The organism is Streptomyces zhihengii, from assembly GCF_016919245.1.
GTDB classification, from domain to species: Bacteria; Actinomycetota; Actinomycetes; order Streptomycetales; family Streptomycetaceae; genus Streptomyces; species Streptomyces zhihengii.
In genome coordinates, this window is record NZ_JAFEJA010000001.1 from 3,025,641 (window position 1) to 3,040,586 (window position 14,946).

At 73.8% G+C, this 14,946-nt stretch carries 15 protein-coding genes and 2 pseudogenes; 5 read left to right on the forward strand and 12 right to left on the reverse strand.

All coding sequences use genetic code 11. The features are described from left to right. Window positions 1–77: 77 nt before the first annotated feature. The 5 genes and pseudogenes from JE024_RS12390 to sigE form a co-directional block, all read right to left on the reverse strand. Window positions 78–749 carry a hypothetical protein gene (locus JE024_RS12390; protein WP_372449796.1) on the reverse strand — a complete coding sequence of 224 codons (672 nt, stop codon included), beginning with the start codon at window positions 747–749 and terminating at the stop codon, window positions 78–80. Window positions 750–873: 124 nt separating this feature from the next. Then, a complete protein-coding gene (locus JE024_RS12395) occupies window positions 874–1,335 on the reverse strand; it encodes a sec-independent translocase (protein ID WP_205373639.1) in 462 nt (153 codons plus the stop codon). A 111-nt stretch (window positions 1,336–1,446) separates the two neighbouring features. Next, a pseudogene (locus JE024_RS12400) lies at window positions 1,447–3,221 on the reverse strand (S1C family serine protease). A 126-nt stretch (window positions 3,222–3,347) separates the two neighbouring features. Then, on the reverse strand, window positions 3,348–4,301 hold the full coding sequence (locus tag JE024_RS12405; RefSeq protein ID WP_205373640.1) for an anti-sigma factor family protein: 954 nt from the start codon (window positions 4,299–4,301) through the stop codon (window positions 3,348–3,350). Further along, the gene (sigE, locus tag JE024_RS12410) at window positions 4,298–5,065 is read right to left on the reverse strand and encodes an RNA polymerase sigma factor SigE (protein WP_205373641.1); all 768 of its coding nucleotides are present in this window, start codon (window positions 5,063–5,065) and stop codon (window positions 4,298–4,300) included. Before sigE ends, JE024_RS12405 begins: the two co-directional genes overlap by 4 nt. Window positions 5,066–5,169: 104 nt before the next feature. Here sigE and JE024_RS12415 point away from each other — a divergent pair. After that, a pseudogene (locus JE024_RS12415) lies at window positions 5,170–5,872 on the forward strand (O-methyltransferase). Between the two features lie 115 nt (window positions 5,873–5,987). Here the strand turns inward: JE024_RS12415 and JE024_RS12420 are convergent. Next, a complete protein-coding gene (locus JE024_RS12420) occupies window positions 5,988–6,155 on the reverse strand; it encodes a DUF3117 domain-containing protein (protein WP_003966491.1) in 168 nt (55 codons plus the stop codon). A 322-nt stretch (window positions 6,156–6,477) separates the two neighbouring features. Here JE024_RS12420 and chcB point away from each other — a divergent pair, with 322 nt between their 5' ends. Then, window positions 6,478–7,278 (forward strand): 2-cyclohexenylcarbonyl CoA isomerase, encoded by an 801-nt coding sequence (chcB, locus tag JE024_RS12425; RefSeq protein WP_205373642.1) that lies wholly within the window; start codon window positions 6,478–6,480, stop codon window positions 7,276–7,278. A 128-nt stretch (window positions 7,279–7,406) separates the two neighbouring features. Here the strand turns inward: chcB and JE024_RS12430 are convergent, their stop codons facing one another. Both JE024_RS12430 and JE024_RS12435 read right to left on the reverse strand, forming a co-directional pair. Continuing rightward, window positions 7,407–7,988: a DNA-3-methyladenine glycosylase I gene (locus JE024_RS12430; RefSeq protein ID WP_205373643.1), complete on the reverse strand. Its 582-nt coding sequence runs from the start codon at window positions 7,986–7,988 to the stop codon at window positions 7,407–7,409. Beyond that, window positions 7,985–8,365: a DivIVA domain-containing protein gene (locus JE024_RS12435; protein WP_205373644.1), complete on the reverse strand. Its 381-nt coding sequence runs from the start codon at window positions 8,363–8,365 to the stop codon at window positions 7,985–7,987. The genes JE024_RS12430 and JE024_RS12435 overlap by 4 nt, the downstream gene beginning before the upstream one ends. A gap of 118 nt (window positions 8,366–8,483) precedes the next feature. On the opposite strand from JE024_RS12435, the gene folP reads away from it, so the two are divergent. Further along, window positions 8,484–9,344, forward strand: coding sequence for a dihydropteroate synthase (folP, locus tag JE024_RS12440; RefSeq protein WP_205373645.1), 861 nt, complete (start codon window positions 8,484–8,486; stop codon window positions 9,342–9,344). A 162-nt stretch (window positions 9,345–9,506) separates the two neighbouring features. Here the strand turns inward: folP and JE024_RS12445 are convergent, their stop codons facing one another. Then, window positions 9,507–10,259 carry an LOG family protein gene (locus JE024_RS12445; protein ID WP_205373646.1) on the reverse strand — a complete coding sequence of 251 codons (753 nt, stop codon included), beginning with the start codon at window positions 10,257–10,259 and terminating at the stop codon, window positions 9,507–9,509. Window positions 10,260–10,419: 160 nt separating this feature from the next. Further along, entirely contained in the window at window positions 10,420–11,499 is a 1,080-nt protein-coding gene (gene dapE, locus JE024_RS12450; protein ID WP_205373647.1) for a succinyl-diaminopimelate desuccinylase, read from the reverse strand. 123 nt (window positions 11,500–11,622) lie between these two features. Between dapE and JE024_RS12455 the strand changes: the two genes are divergently transcribed. Both JE024_RS12455 and JE024_RS12460 read left to right on the forward strand, forming a co-directional pair. Further along, on the forward strand, window positions 11,623–12,543 hold the full coding sequence (locus tag JE024_RS12455) for a VldE C-terminal domain-containing protein (RefSeq protein ID WP_244882798.1): 921 nt from the start codon (window positions 11,623–11,625) through the stop codon (window positions 12,541–12,543). Window positions 12,544–12,842: 299 nt separating this feature from the next. Continuing rightward, a complete protein-coding gene (locus tag JE024_RS12460; protein ID WP_205373649.1) occupies window positions 12,843–13,253 on the forward strand; it encodes an ATP-binding protein in 411 nt (136 codons plus the stop codon). An 85-nt stretch (window positions 13,254–13,338) separates the two neighbouring features. Here JE024_RS12460 and JE024_RS12465 read toward each other — a convergent pair whose 3' ends face one another. Together JE024_RS12465 and fdxA are read right to left on the reverse strand one after the other, a co-directional pair. Then, a complete protein-coding gene (locus JE024_RS12465) occupies window positions 13,339–14,433 on the reverse strand; it encodes a bifunctional succinyldiaminopimelate transaminase/glutamate-prephenate aminotransferase (RefSeq protein WP_205373650.1) in 1,095 nt (364 codons plus the stop codon). 108 nt (window positions 14,434–14,541) lie between these two features. Further along, window positions 14,542–14,862: a ferredoxin gene (fdxA, locus tag JE024_RS12470; RefSeq protein ID WP_105869511.1), complete on the reverse strand. Its 321-nt coding sequence runs from the start codon at window positions 14,860–14,862 to the stop codon at window positions 14,542–14,544. Between the last annotated feature and the right edge of the window lie 84 nt (window positions 14,863–14,946).

A 14,946-nucleotide genomic window follows, 5' to 3' on the forward strand; every position in this document is an offset into this window, starting at 1 on the left:
CTCAAGCGGCCGGGGGGCGACGGGGTGTCGGAGCCGGTGTCCCGGACGCCGGAGCCGTACGGCCCCGCGCACGGGCCTCACACGTACGGCGTGAGGTCCTCGATCGCCGAGAAGGCCAGGCCGTAGGCGCTCATGCCCCGCCCGTAGGCGCCGATGTGGACGCCGTTGCCCGCCGTGCCCGCCAGGACCCAGCCGAACTCGGACTCCCGGTAGTGGAAGGGCGTCGGCACCCCGTCCACGGGGAGCGAGAGGGCCGACCACTCCTCGCCCGCCAGATCGTCGGCGAGCTCGAAGGCCGTCTCCGTCTGCTGGTCCAGCCAGTCGTCCCGCAGGGTGTGGTCGAGCTGCGGGGGCCAGGTGTGGGCCAGCAGGCCCGAGCCCGCCAGCCAGGCCGCCGAGGAGACCGTGGTGGCGTCCAGGACGCCCGTGCCGTCACCGCTGCGGCGCACCGGGCTCGCCGCGACCGTCACGACGACCGCGAAGCGCTCCTTGTCCGCCGCGCTCGCCTCGTTCCGTATCGACGGCTCGTCCCCGTGGCCGATGGCGCCGTGCTGGACGGTGCCGTCCGCCGCCGTACCCACCTGCATCAGCCGGCGCGGGCCGGTGAACGCCCCGTCCAGGCCGTACCACGGGAAGGCGGCACCGCGGAAGCCCTCGGCGGTGCGCCGGGCCGCGGCCGCGGCCGCGACACCCGGGTCCGGCGCCGTGCCGGTCGTGCTCTGCGCCGTCATCCGGCTCGTCGTAGCCATCTATCCGGCCGCCTCCTCTGTCACTCGCACCCACAGCGGACGGCCCCCGGTCCTGGGGCGTGCTCACTGCCGGACAGATGGAGAGAATAGCCACCCGGCGACGGCGGGCGGCCATTGACAGCCGTCAGGTGGCGTCCGAGTCGAACGGCGGGCGTTCGTCGCGGGCCGGCTTGTCGCGCTTCTTCAGCAGGTCGGGACCGCCGGAGGGGCTGCCGTTGACCGTCGCGGGGACCGCGGTGTCGGACACGCCGGACGGCTCGCGGGCGTTGACCGCGTCCGTGACCTCGTCGATCTCCTTCTTGAGGTCGAAGCTGCTGCGGAGCTCCTTGAGCTCCTTCAGGTCCTCGTTCTCCGCGAGCTGCTTGCGCAGGTACGTCTTGGGGTTCAGGTCCTCGAACTCGAAGTCCTTGAACTCGGGCCCCAGTTCGCTGCGGATGTCTTCCTTGGCGTTCTCCGAGAAGGCGCGGATCTTCCGGATGAAGGCGGCCGCGTCCTGGATGACCTTCGGCAGCTTGTCGGGACCGAAGATGAGCACGGCGAGCACGACCAGAGCCACCAGCTCCAGTCCGCCTATGTCATTGAACACCCTGCTGCTCCTCGTGTTCGCTGTGGCCCGCAGGTCCTCCGGGGTCGGGACCCGATCCACGGTACCTGCCGAATCCGTCGGTCCGGTACCTGCCGGGCGGCACGCAGATGGTCATGAACTGTCCGCCGACCCCAGGGTCAGTGTCACCTTCCGCTCGTCGCCGCCGCGGGTCACGGTGAGCTCCAGCCGGTCCCCGGGGCGGTGGGCGCGGATCTTGACGATCAGCTCCTCGCCGCTGTGCACCCGCTGGCCGTCGACCTCGGTGATCACGTCCCCCGGCTTGATCCCCGCCGCGGCGGCCGGGCCGCCGGGGGTGACCGCGGGGGTGTCGTCCTTGCCCTTGTCGCCGACGCGGGCGCCGTCCCCGGCGAACTTCATGTCCAGGCTGACGCCGATCACGGGGTGGGTGGCCTTGCCGGTGTTGATCAGCTCCTCGGCGACCCGCTTGCCCTGGTTGATCGGGATCGCGAAGCCGAGGCCGATCGAACCGGCCTGGCCGCCGTCCGCGCCGGCCCCGGTGTCGGCGGCCCTGATGGCGCTGTTGATGCCGATCACCCGGGCCTTGGCGTCCACCAGCGGCCCGCCGGAGTTGCCGGGGTTTATCGGGGCGTCGGTCTGGAGCGCGTCGACATAGCTGACGTCGCTGCCGTCGCCCTTCTCGCCGCCGGCCGTGATGGGCCGCTCCTTGGCGCTGATGATGCCCGCGGTGACCGTGTTCTGGAGGTCGAAGGGGGCCCCGATGGCGACGACCGGGTCGCCGACCCGCACGTCGTCGGAGTTGCCGAGGGGCAGCGGCTTGAGGCCGGACACCCCGGTGACCTTGACGACGGCCAGGTCGTAGCCGCTGTCCTTGCCGACCAGGGTGGCCTCGGCCGTCTCGCCGCCGCTGAAGGTGATCGTGATGTCGCCCGACTCGCCCGCCGGGTCGACCACATGGTTGTTGGTGAGGATGTGGCCCTTGCGGTCCAGCACGAAGCCGGTGCCGGTGCCCTGCTCGCCCCCGCCGCTGACGTGGAGCGTGACGACGCTCGGCAGCGCGCTGGCCGCGATGCCGGCCACGCTGTCGGGCGCCCGGTCCCTCGACTCGCTCTCCGCCTGCGGCAGTTCGAGCTGGGTGATGCCTCCGTTGCGCTCCGCGTAGACGCCGATCGCACCGCCCGCGCCGCCCGCCACGAGGGCGATCACCAGGGCGCCGACCAGCAGGGAGCCGCGGCGGCGCTTGCGGGCCGGGGGCTCACCGGCGGCCGTCAGCGGACCGCCGGGCGCGCTCCAGGGGTCGTACTGGAGCCACACGGAGTTCAGCGGCTGCGGCCGCTCGTCCACCGGGTGCGGCTGCGCGTGCGGGTGGATCTGGGGCTGGGGCTCGGCGTGCGGCTGAGGGTGCGGCTGCGCGTGCGGGTGGGGCACGGCCGGGTGCGGCGGCTGCGGGGCGGACGCCTGCGGGGGCGCCGCCGCCGGCTGCGGGGCCATCGGCTGCGCGGGCGCCGGCTGCGGGGCCGTGTACTGCGGGGGGACCGCCGTGCCGTGCGCTGGGGTGGCCACCGGACGCTGCACCGGAGGCGCGGGCGCCCACGGGCCGGGGCCGCCGTAGGGCGGGGTGCTGTACGGGTCCGGGTCGTGCAGCGGAACCGGCCGGGCCGCGGGCTCCGGCTGCGGGGCGGCGGCGGCCGCACGGGCTCGGGGTGCGGGGCGGGCGCGTCGGCCGGAGCCGGACCGGCGGCTGCCGGGTGGGCGTCGGCCGGGGCGGGGACGGCCGGGTGGGCGTCGCCCGGAGCGGGAGCGGGCGCCGGGTCGGCGGCCGGGGCCGCGGCCGGCTCGGGGGTGCGTGGCGCGCCGGGCCGGCTCCACCACTTCGCCTTCGGTCCCGTGGGCTTCCCGTCGTCCATGCTCTCCCCGCAAACTGCCGCTCTCCGCGGTGCCCGCGCGGGCACGCACCCAGGATTCAACCAGGTTTGCGATTCCGTGCGCAGGGCACCGCATGGCTTCCGGTCGGCGCCGTGGCGCCGGCCCGGTCAGCGCAGTGGCGTCAGCGGGGAGGTCCGCGGCATGGAGGCCGCGGCCGTGGCCGGTACGGCGGGTGCCGTGGCGGTGTGCTGCGGTGTGACGGCGGGCGGCAGCACGGAGGCCGAAGCGAGCTGGAGGGTGGGACCGGCGGGCCGTATGAGCGGGGGCAGCGCGGCCGAGTCGTACATCAGGATCGACACCGTGAACGGAGGCGTCCCGGCCGGCACGGCGGGCGGCGCGGTCGGGGCGACGGCGGACGCCGGGCCGCTGTCGGCCCTGCCTCCCCCGCGGCGCCGGTCGCCCTCGCTCGCCCGGACGGCCGTCGAGCCGCCCTGCGAGGCGCCGGTGGACACGCCCGTACCGGGGACGGTGCGGGCGGGCGAGACCTTGTTGCCGCCGTTCTGGCCGCGCGAGCTCGTCTCGCCGGAGAAGTCGACCGGTACCGAGCCGCCGAGGGCGATGGCGGCGAAGGACACCGCGCTCGCCGCGGCGAACGCGAAGCGTCTGCCGCGCCACGGCGACCGCTCAGCCTCCGCGCGGCCGACCTCGTGAATGCGGAACCCGCCGCCCGCTCCGGGCAGGGCCGCGGCGTGCGACCCCCCGGGGACGTACCCGAAGGTCTCCCCGCGCCGTTCGCGGGGATGTTCCGCGGACGGGGTCAGGGCTCCGAAGACGGTGTCGGCCGGGCGCCCGCCGAAGGGGCCCTGCGGGGCGTCGCCCCCGGGCTCCGCGGGCAGCCCCTGGAGCCGCGCGAGCAGTCCCTCGGACAGCGGCGGCGGCGCGGACTGCGCGAACACGCTCTTCAGGCGGCGCTGGGCGTCCGCCTCGGCCTTGCACTTGTGACAGGTGGCCAGGTGCGCCAGCACCCGGTCCCGTGCGTCGTGCCCCAGCTCCCCGTCGACGAGCGCGGCGAGCCTGTCCCCCAGATGCTGTTCCGCCGGAGTCGGACCTGTGCCGTTCACGCCAGTCCGCCCTCCCCGGCGAGAGAGACCGCGACGGCGGGCGTGCGCTGCTCGGCGCGCGCCTGGGGGGACCGGTGCTGGAGCGCCTTGCGCAGGTGGGAGCGGCCACGGTGGATACGGCTGCGGACGGTGCCCAGCTTCACGCCCAGGGTGGCGGCGATCTCCTCGTAGGACAGGCCCTCGATGTCGCACAGCACGACGGCGGCACGGAACTCCGGCGCGAGGGTGTCCAGCGCCTGCTGGACGTCCGCGTCGAAGTGGGTGTCGTTGAAGACCTGCTGCGGGGAGGGCTCGCGGCTGGGCAGGCGCTCGGCCGCGTCGTCGCCGAGGGCGTCGAAGCGGATGCGCTGCTTGCGGCGCACCATGTCGAGGAAGAGGTTGGTGGTGATGCGGTGCAGCCAGCCCTCGAAGGTGCCGGGCGTGTACGTCGACAGCGAGCGGAAGACACGGACGAAGACCTCCTGGGTGAGGTCCTCGGCGTCGTGCTGGTTGCCCGTGAGGCGATAGGCCAGGCGGTACACCCGGGCGCTGTGCATGCTGACGATCTCCTCCCAGGTGGGAGGGGTCCACGCCTGCGATTCCGCATCCGATGCGAAGGTCGCGGTGGTGACGGAGTCGGATGGCACGGAACGGTCAGCGTTCTTGGTCACGGATTTGGGCTCACCCGCCGACCTGAGAAGGCGCCTCAGCACTCCTCCCCGATCCGCAGGTGCAGCCGCACCTCCCCTGTCAGCTCTGGTGGTGTCCAGCGGAGCCCCTACCATAGCCACCTCGCCCGTTAGCTCCGGATAAGAATCTTTACGTGGATTTGGGATCCGGCCACCGGCCCGATCCCCGTCCGTCCCCGTCCTTCACAACGCCCGGTCCCATCTGCGGGTTCCCGGGCGCAGCGGATACAGTCAGCGTCGCGCCAACTACGGGGACAGGAGAGGGTCATTACCGCCAACCGGCAGACGAGCTGGGCGTTCGCCGACGCCTTTGTCGCCGAGGACGACGCTCTGCACTGGGCCCGCGACCGGGCCCGGGAGGCAGGGCTGCCCTCGGTGTCGCCCGGCACCGGCTCCGCGCTGCGTCTGCTGGCCGCGACCGTCGACGCGAAGGCCGTCGCCGAGATCGGCACCGGCACCGGTGTCTCCGGGATCTACCTGCTCCAGGGCATGCGGCCCGACGGCGTGCTGACCACGGTCGACCTGGAACCGGAGCGCCAGCAGTTCGCGCGGGAGGCGTTCCGCGCGGCGGGTTTCGCCGGCAACCGGGCCCGCTTCATCCCCGGGGGCGCGCTCGACGTGCTGCCGAGGCTCGCGGACGGCGGGTACGACCTGGTCTTCTGCGACGGCGACCGCACCGAGTCGCTGGACTACCTTGCTGAATCGTTGCGCCTGCTGCGTCCGGGTGGCCTGGTCTGCTTCGAGGGCGTCTTCGCCGACGGCCGCACGGTCGACTCGGCGGCCCAGCCGGCCGAGGTGCTCCGGGTGCGGGAGCTGCTGCGGGCCGTGCGCGAGAGCTCGGTGCTGCTGCCGGCCCTGCTCCCGGTGGGCGACGGGCTGCTCTGCGCGGTGCGCCGGGGCTGACCCGGCGCGGCGGGCCGGACCGGTCCGGCTCCGCGGACCTGCGGGAGCGCCCGCGGGAACACCACTGCCCCGGGCGCTGCGGCGCGGACCGGGGCAGTGGGGAGATCAGGATGTGTCAGCCGACGACCTTCTTCAGGGCGTCGCCCAATGCATCGGCTTCGTCCGGAGTCAGCTCGACGACGAGCCGACCGCCGCCTTCGAGCGGAACGCGCATGACGATGCCCCGCCCCTCCTTTGTCACCTCGAGCGGGCCGTCACCCGTCCGCGGCTTCATGGCCGCCATGCTCGTTCCCCTTCCTGAAACCAGCTCACGCCAGCCGGCGGCCCCAAGACAGGTGCAGTGTCACCGGCATCGAACACATTGCTTCCAGGCCATTATCCCGCATGGCGGGACCCAAAGACCAACATCAGTCGGCATCGCTTGCGCAACGCGCTCGCGCAAAACCACCCAATTCGGGGATCCGCCTGCGATACTTCGCGCCCGCCGGGCACGACCGTGACGAGGAATGTTTGACGCAGCTCACACGGGCGCGCCGGTCGGTGTGCGGTGATCTCCGTCATGCTGGGCCCCGACACTGCCGTCAGAACCGCAAAGGGGACCCGCCATGGCCGACGCCGTGCTGTACGACGTGACCGACGGACTCGCGACGATCACGATCAACCGGCCCGAGGCGATGAACGCCATGAACGTCGCCGCCAAGGAAGCCCTGCGGGACGCGGCGCGGGCCGCCGCCGACGACTCGGCCGTCCGGGCGGTGCTGCTGACGGCGACGGGCAAGGCGTTCTGTGTCGGCCAGGACCTCAAGGAGCACGTCTCGCTGCTGGCGGCGGCCGAGCAGTCCGGCTCGGGCGGTGTGATGAGCACCGTGCGCGAGCACTACAACCCGGTCGTGCGGGCGCTCACCGGGATGGCGAAGCCCGTGGTGGCCGGGGTGAACGGGGTGGCCGCGGGCGCCGGGCTGGGCTTCGCGCTCGCCGCCGACTACCGGATCGTCGCCGACACCGCCTCCTTCACGACGTCGTTCGCCGGGGTGGCCCTGACCGCCGACTCGGGCGTCTCCTGGACGCTCCCCCGGCTGGTCGGGCCGAGCAGGGCGGCCGACCTGCTGCTCTTCCCGCGCTCGTTCTCCGCCCAGGAGGCCTACGACTGGGGCATCGCGAACCGTCTCGTGCCGGCCGCCGAGCTGGCGGCCGAGGCGCTGAAGACCGCCCGGGCGCTGGCCGAGGGCCCGACCGTGGCGTACGCGGCGCTGAAGGAGTCCCTGGCGTACGGGGCGGACCACTCGCTGGACGAGGCGCTCGACAAGGAGGAGGAGCTCCAGGCGCGGGCCGGCTCCTCCGAGGACCACGCGATCGCCGTGAAGGCCTTCCTCGCGAAGCAGCCCCCGCGCTACCTCGGGCGCTGAGCACCCGGCGCCCCGCCGCACCCGCACCCGGCCCCGCCCGCGCCGGCCGGGAGCCCGCCGGGGCGGGCGCGGACCGGGCGGCAGCCGGCCGGGCGGCAGCGGACCGCCGCGTGCCCGCCGGGCGCGGGTCAGGCGCGGCGGGCGACGCAGCCGTCGAGGTGGTCGTCCACCAGGCCGCAGGCCTGCATCAGCGCGTAGGCCGTCGTCGGACCGATGAAGCGCAGGCCGCGCTTCTTCAGCTCCTTGGACAGCGCCGTCGACTCGTCGGTGACGGCCGGCACGTCGGCGAGGGTCTTCGGGACGGGGCGGCCCTTCCGCTCCGGGGCGTACGACCAGATCAGCTCGTCGAGGTCGCCGGCCGGCCACTCGGCGAGCACCCGGGCGTTCGCCAGGGTCGCGTCGATCTTGGCGCGGTTGCGGATGATGCCCTCGTCGGCGAGCAGCCGGGCCGCGTCGGCCGCGGTGAAACGGGCCACGGCGGCGATGGAGAAGCCGGCGAAGGCGGTGCGGAAGCCCTCCCGGCGGCGCAGGATCGTGATCCAGGAGAGCCCGGACTGGAAGGCCTCCAGGCAGAGCCGCTCGAAGAGCGCGTCGTCGCCGTGGACGGGGCGGCCCCACTCCTCGTCGTGGTAGGCCGTGTAGTCCTCGGTGGACAGGCCCCAGGGGCAGCGCAGCCGGCCGTCCGGGCCGGGGACGGCACCGGTGCTCATCGGTCCCGCTCCTCGGCGGGCCCGGCGGGCCCGGCGGACTCGCCGGGCTTGGTGAACAGGTCGGGCCGGGCGACCGCGGTGGCCTGGGCGCCGGCCAGCGCCGACTCCAGCTCGGCGATCCTGGCGTCCCGCTCGGCGAGCTCCGCGCTCAGCCGGTCGAGCACGTCGTCCACGTCCTCCATGCGGTATCCGCGCGGGGTGACGGGCAGGCGCAGCGCGTCGATGTCGGCCCGCGCGACGGGGCGGTGCGCGGGCAGCGGGTCGACGAGCCGCTCGGGCGCCGCGTCGGGCAGGGCCGTGCTGTCGGTGCCCCCGATCACGGCGAGCGTGACCGCGGCGACCACCACGACCATCGTGATCAGCAAGAAAAAGAACACGAGCGACCCTCTCCCCGGAAGACCCGGGCGCACCCGGGTGGAAACCGTCCCGTGCCGATCGTGCCACGGACGACGGACAGTAGGGTCGCAGGCGGACGACCCGAGGAGGAAACTGCGGATGCTGCGGCTGGGACGGCGTGAGTTCGCCACGCACGAGCCGGTGATCATGGCGATCGTGAACCGGACCCCCGACTCCTTCTACGACCAGGGGGCGACGTTCCTCGACGAGCCGGCGCTGGCCCGGGTCGAGCAGGCCGTCGCCGAGGGCGCGGCCATCATCGACATCGGCGGGGTGAAGGCCGGGCCGGGCGACGAGGTGAGCGCCGAGGAGGAGGTGCGGCGCACGGTCGGCTTCGTGGCCGAGGTCCGCCGCCGCCACCCGGACGTGGTGATCAGCGTCGACACCTGGCGGCACGAGGTCGGCGAGGCGGTCTGCGAGGCCGGGGCCGATGTGCTCAACGACGCCTGGGGCGGAGTGGACCCGAAGCTCGCGGAGGTGGCCGCGCGGTACGGGGCGGGGCTGGTGTGCACCCATGCGGGCGGCGCCGAGCCGCGGACCCGTCCCCACCGGGTCGTCTACGACGACGTGATGGCGGACATCCTGCGGGTCACCGTGGGGCTGGCCGAGCGGGCGGCGGAACTCGGCGTCCGCCGGGACGCGATCATGATCGACCCCGGTCACGACTTCGGGAAGAACACCCGGCACAGCCTGGAGGCCACCCGCCGCTTGGACGAGATGACCCGCACGGGGTGGCCGGTGCTGGTGTCCCTGTCGAACAAGGACTTCGTCGGCGAGACGCTGGACCGGCCGGTCAAGGAGCGGGTCCTCGGGACGCTGGCGACCACCGCGGTCTCCGCCTGGCTCGGCGCCCGGGTCTACCGGGTGCACGAGGTGGCGGAGACCCGGCAGGTGCTGGACATGGTCGCCTCGATCGCGGGCCACCGGCCGCCGAAGGTCGCCCGCCGGGGCCTGGCCTGAGACCGCCCCGGCGGGAGCGCCGTGCCCGCCGGGGGGGGCGGCGAAGCCCTGCGCGTACTTCACGAGCGTCGTCTTCCGCACGAAGAAGCGGCGGCCTCCGACGGTCGCCGAGGAGACGGGCCCCGGACCCGCCTCCCGCGAACCCCGCCCGGCGCGCGACGCCTAGCGGCCGGTCTCCTTGGTCACCATGTTGACCGCCTCTTCCACGTCGTCGGTGACGTGGAAGAGCAGCAGATCGTGCTCGGACGCCTTGCCCTGGGCGACCACGGTGTCGCGCAGCCAGTCCACCAGGCCGCTCCAGTACTCGGTGCCGAAGAGCACGATCGGGAAGCGGGTGACCTTGCGGGTCTGGACGAGGGTGAGCGCCTCGAAGAGCTCGTCCAGGGTGCCGAGCCCGCCGGGCAGCACGACGAAGCCCTGCGCGTACTTCACGAACATCGTCTTCCGCACGAAGAAGTAGCGGAAGTTCACGCCGATGTCGACGTGCTGGTTGATGCCCTGCTCGAAGGGCAGCTCGATGCCGAGGCCGACCGAGATGCCCTTCGCCTCCCGGGCCCCCTTGTTCGCCGCCTCCATCGCGCCGGGCCCGCCGCCGGTGATGACGGCGAAGCCCGCGTCGACGAGGGCCCGGCCGAGCCGCACGCCCGTCTCGTACTCGGGGCTGCCCGGCTTGGTGCGGGCCGAGCCGAAGACGCTGATGGCGCTGGGAAGTTCGGCGAGCGCGCCGAAGCCCTCCACGAACTCCGACTGGATGCGCATGACCCGCCAGGGGTCGGTGTGCACCCACTGCGAGTCGCCCTCGCTGTCCAGCAGCCGCTGGTCCGTCGTCCCCGGCTGCACCTGGTCCCTGCGGCGCAGTACCGGTCCCAGTCGCTGCTCCTCCAACGCACGAAGACCCTCGGAGTTGCTGCTCATGACCTGCTCCCTCCGCCGTACAACATCACGTGTCCGGCAAGGGTAGGTCGCCGAAGGTGACGAATGGCGAAATCCGGGCGATCGGCGGGGTGCCGTTGTGTCGTCCGTCACCGGTCCCCGGCGCGCCCGCCGGGCGCCGGGGACCGTGGCGGGCCCGCCCTCAGGTGGTGAGCCAGTTCCGCAGGCGCTCCTCGCACCGGGTGATCAGGTCCACATGGACGTGCTCGTCCCGCTTGTGGGCGTAGAGGGGGTCGCCCGGGCCGTAGTTGACGGCCGGGACGCCGAGGGCGCTGAAGCGCGAGACGTCGGTCCAGCCGAACTTCGGCTGCGCGGTGCCGCCGACGGCCTCCATGAAGGCGGCCGCCGCCGGGTGGGAGAGGCCGGGCAGCGCCCCGCCCGTGTGGTCGTCGACCACGATCTCGCTCACCCCGCAGCCGGCGAAGACCTCGCGCACATGGGCCTCGGCCTCGGCCATGGTGCGGTCGGGCGCGTAGCGGTAGTTGACGACGACCGTGCAGGCGTCGGGGATGACGTTGGTCGCCACGCCGCCCTCGATGCCGACCGCGTTGAGGCCCTCCCGGTACTCCAGGCTGTCGATGACGGGCCGGCGCGGTTCGTACGCGGCGAGGCGGGCCAGGACCGGGCCGGCGGCGTGGACGGCGTTGGAGCCCATCCAGCTCCGCGCGGAGTGGGCGCGCTCGCCGGTCAGCTTCAGATGGACCCGCAGGGTGCCCTGGCAGCCGCCCTCCACCTGGCCGTTCGACGGCTCCAGCAGCACGGCGAAGTCGCCCGCGAGCCAGTCCGGGTGTGCCTCCGCGACGTGCCCGAGGCCGTTGAGGTGGGCGGCGACCTCCTCGTTGTCGTAGAAGGCGAAGGTGAGGTCGCGGTTGGGCTCGGGGACCGTGGCCGCGATGCGGAGCTGGACGGCCACGCCGGACTTCATGTCGCTGGTCCCGCAGCCCCACAGGACACCGTCGCCGTCCAGGCGCGAGGGCACGTTGTCCGCGATCGGGACGGTGTCGATGTGCCCGGCGAGGACGACCCGCTCGGCGCGGCCGAGCCGGGTGCGCGCGACGACGTTGTTGCCGTACCGGTCGACGGTGAGGTGGGGAAGGCCCCGCAGTGCCTGCTCGATGGCGTCGGCGAGGGGCTTCTCCTCGCCGCTGACCGAGCGGAAGTCGACCAGCGCGGCGGTCAGCGCCGGGCCGTCGAGGGTGAGGTCGAGCGCGGTGTCGGACATGGCCCAGACCCTATGGCTTCCCCTCCGGCGACGGGCGGCCGGGCTGCGCGCCGCCCGGTGGCCGGGAGGGCACGGCCGGGCCGCCGGAGGGTGCCGCGGCGGCCCTCCAGTACCGTGTGGGGCGTGTCCGAGAACGCCTCCCCCGTCCGGCGCGGCCGCTTCCTGCGTTTCACGGCCGCGCTGCTGGTGCTGCTGGGTATCGCCGGGTACGTCGTCGTGCAGTACGTCACCGGGGGCGGCGGAGCGCCGCGGTGCGTGGTGCGGACGTCGGAGGACGGCGGCTCCTCCTACGAGATGACCCCCGAGCAGGCCGACAACGCGGCCACGATCTCGGCCGTGGGCACCACCCGGGGCATGCCGCAGCGCGCCGTCACCATCGCGCTGGCGACGGCCCTCCAGGAGTCGGCGCTGCGCAACATCGACTACGGCGACCGGGACTCGCTCGGCCTGTTCCAGCAGCGGCCCTCGCAGGGCTGGGGCACCCCGCAGGAGATCATGGACCCGGTCTACTCGGCCGGGAAGTTCTACGAGCACCTCGCCGAGGTCCCGGGCTACTCCCGGCTGCCGCTCACCGTCGCCGCCCAGAAGGTGCAGCGCAGCGGCTTCCCCCAGGCGTACGCCAAGCACGAGCCGGATGCCACCCTGCTGGCGGCGGCGCTCACGGGCGGCGCGTCGGCGACGCTGACCTGCTCGGTGCGGCCCGGCGGCGGCGCGGGCGACCCGGCGAAGGTGCGGTCGGAACTGGTGCGCGCCTTCGGGGCGGAGGTGCTGCCCGGCGGGGCCGCCCGGGGCACGGCGGGCGGTACCGCGTCGTCGGTCCTCGCGGTGCCGGTGGCCTCGGCACGGGAGTCGGGCGGCGGCCGGGCGGACCGGCGCGGCTGGGAGCTGGCGCACTGGGCGATGGCCCGTGCGGAGGCGCTGCGCATCACGGAGGTCGCGTACGGGGACCGGGTGTGGAGCGTGGAGCGGTCCGTCGAGGGCTGGCGGACCAGGGACGCCGGATCCGGTGACGGCGGCGACGTCCGCATCCGGATCGCACACTAGGGCGCCACGACACTCGAACGTGTTGTTCCGGTCGTCGGCTGCGAGCGCCGGCGAGAGCCCGTCCACGGCATGGCTCGGCGCGCGCGATCCCTTGCGGCACTTGAGTAGTGACGGTTCATCACCTGGTCGGGCACCGACCCGTCGGCCCCCTTCGGGATGAAACCGATAATGCGACGCGTTACCAATTCTTTACCTCGCCGGGCCGCAACTTCCCCCGCCCTCCGGCCGGTTGTCAGGACGTCCGTACAGCGGGCAGCACCACTCCCCCGTCCGAACGTCCTCTCGCTTCAAGGAGCATCATGTCCCTCCCCCTGACCCGTCGGATCGCCCGTGCCGCGCTGATCATCGCGGCGGGAGCAGCTCCCGTGGTCGGAGCGGCCGGCTCCGCGGGGGCCGCGACCCTCCCCCAGACCCCCGTCGGCGGCCTCTCCGCCCTCGACACCGCGAACGTCGACGGCACGGTCGACGGGGTCTCGAAGGAGACCACCAAGGTGGCCGGCCAGGTCGGCGGCAAGACCGCCGAGAAGGCCGCGCCCGCCGTCGGCAAGACGGCCGAGAAGGCCACTCCGGCCGCCAAGAAGGCCGCGGGCGACACGGCGGGCGAGGCCGGCGGCCTGGTCGGCGGCGCGACCAAGGGCGGCCTGCCGACCGACGCCCTGACCGGCGGCGCCACCGGCGCGCTCGGCGGCGGCCTCCCGCTCGGCGGCTGACGGCCGCACCCACGCGACAGGGCCCGGGAGCGCCTGCTCCCGGGCCCTGTCGCGTGCCGTCGCCCCCGCAGGGGCGGGGGCCCGGTCAGCCGAGGCGCTTGACCGCCGCCTCGACCCGCTCGTCGGTCGCCGTGAAGGCCACCCGCACGAAACGGGCCCCGGCCTCCCCGTAGAAGTCCCCGGGGGCGACCAGGATGCCGAGCTCCGCGAGGTGGGCGACCGTCTCCCAGCACGGCTCGTCACGGGTCGCCCACAGATAGAGGCTCGCCTCGCTGTGCTCGATCCGGAAGCCGTGCGCCTCCAGCGCCGTGCGCAGCGCCGCCCTGCGCGCCGCGTACCGGGCCCGCTGCTCGCCGACGTGCGCGTCGTCGCCGAGGGCGGCGACGGTGGCCGCCTGCACCGGCGCGGGGGTCATCATGCCGCCGTGCTTGCGGATCAGGAGCAGCTCGCCCAGCACCGCCTCGTCACCGGCCACGAACGCGGCGCGGTAGCCCGCCAGGTTCGAGCGCTTGGAGAGGGAGTGGACCGCGACGACGCCCTCGTACGTGCCGCCGCACACGTCCGGGTGGAGCACGGAGACGGGATCGGCCTCCCAGCCCAGCTCCAGGTAGCACTCGTCGCTGAAGACCAGCACCCCGTGCTCGCGGGCCCAGGCCACGATCCGGATCAGCTCGTCCTTGGGGAGCACCTCGCCGGTCGGGTTGGAGGGCGAGTTGAGCCACAGCAGCTTCAGTCCGGCCGGGTCGAGCTCGGTCGGGTCGTCGTAGACCACGGGCTCGGCGCCGGCCAGCCGGGCGCCCACCTCGTACGTGGGGTAGGCGAGCCGGGGGTACGCGACCCGGTCGCCCGCGCCCAGACCGAGCTGGGTCGGCAGCCAGGCCACCAGCTCCTTGGAGCCGACGACGGGCAGCACGTTGCGGTGGGTGACGCCGACGGCGCCGAGCCTGCGCGTGATCCAGCCCGTGAGCGCGTCCCGCAGCGCGGGCGTGCCCCACACGGTCGGGTAGCCGGGCGAGTCCGCCGCCTCCACCAGGGCCTGGCGGATCAGCGCGGGCACCGGGTCGACGGGCGTGCCGACGGAGAGGTCCACGATGCCGTCGGCGTGGGCGGCGGCCGTCGCCTTGTACGGCTCGAGCTTGTCCCAGGGGAAGACGGGAAGGCGCGAAGAGACTGCGGCCACTGCGGAGCTCACTTTCTGCGTACGTCGTGCTGAACACCGCGGTCCCGTACGGACGACGAGCCGTACGGGACCGGGGGAAACGCGAAGGACGGGACCGGCCGGGCCGGATCAGCCGTTCTGCGGCGGCAGGGCGGCCACGAAGGGGTGGTCCCGCTCGATCAGGCCCAGCTTGGAGGCGCCACCGGGCGAACCGAGCTCGTCGAAGAACTCGACGTTCGCCTTGTAGTAGTCCTTCCACTCGTCCGGGGTGTCGTCCTCGTAGAAGATGGCCTCCACCGGGCAGACCGGCTCACAAGCACCGCAGTCGACGCATTCGTCCGGGTGGATGTACAAGGACCGGGAGCCCTCGTAGATGCAGTCGACGGGGCACTCCTCGATGCACGCCTTGTCCTTGACGTCGACACAAGGCTGCGCGATGACGTAGGTCACGCTGTCGTTCCTCCTCGGTAAGGGCTGGCTTGCGCGGGAGCGCGGCGTCGTCGATGCCCGCACCTAGTATCTCCGTTCTCGGGG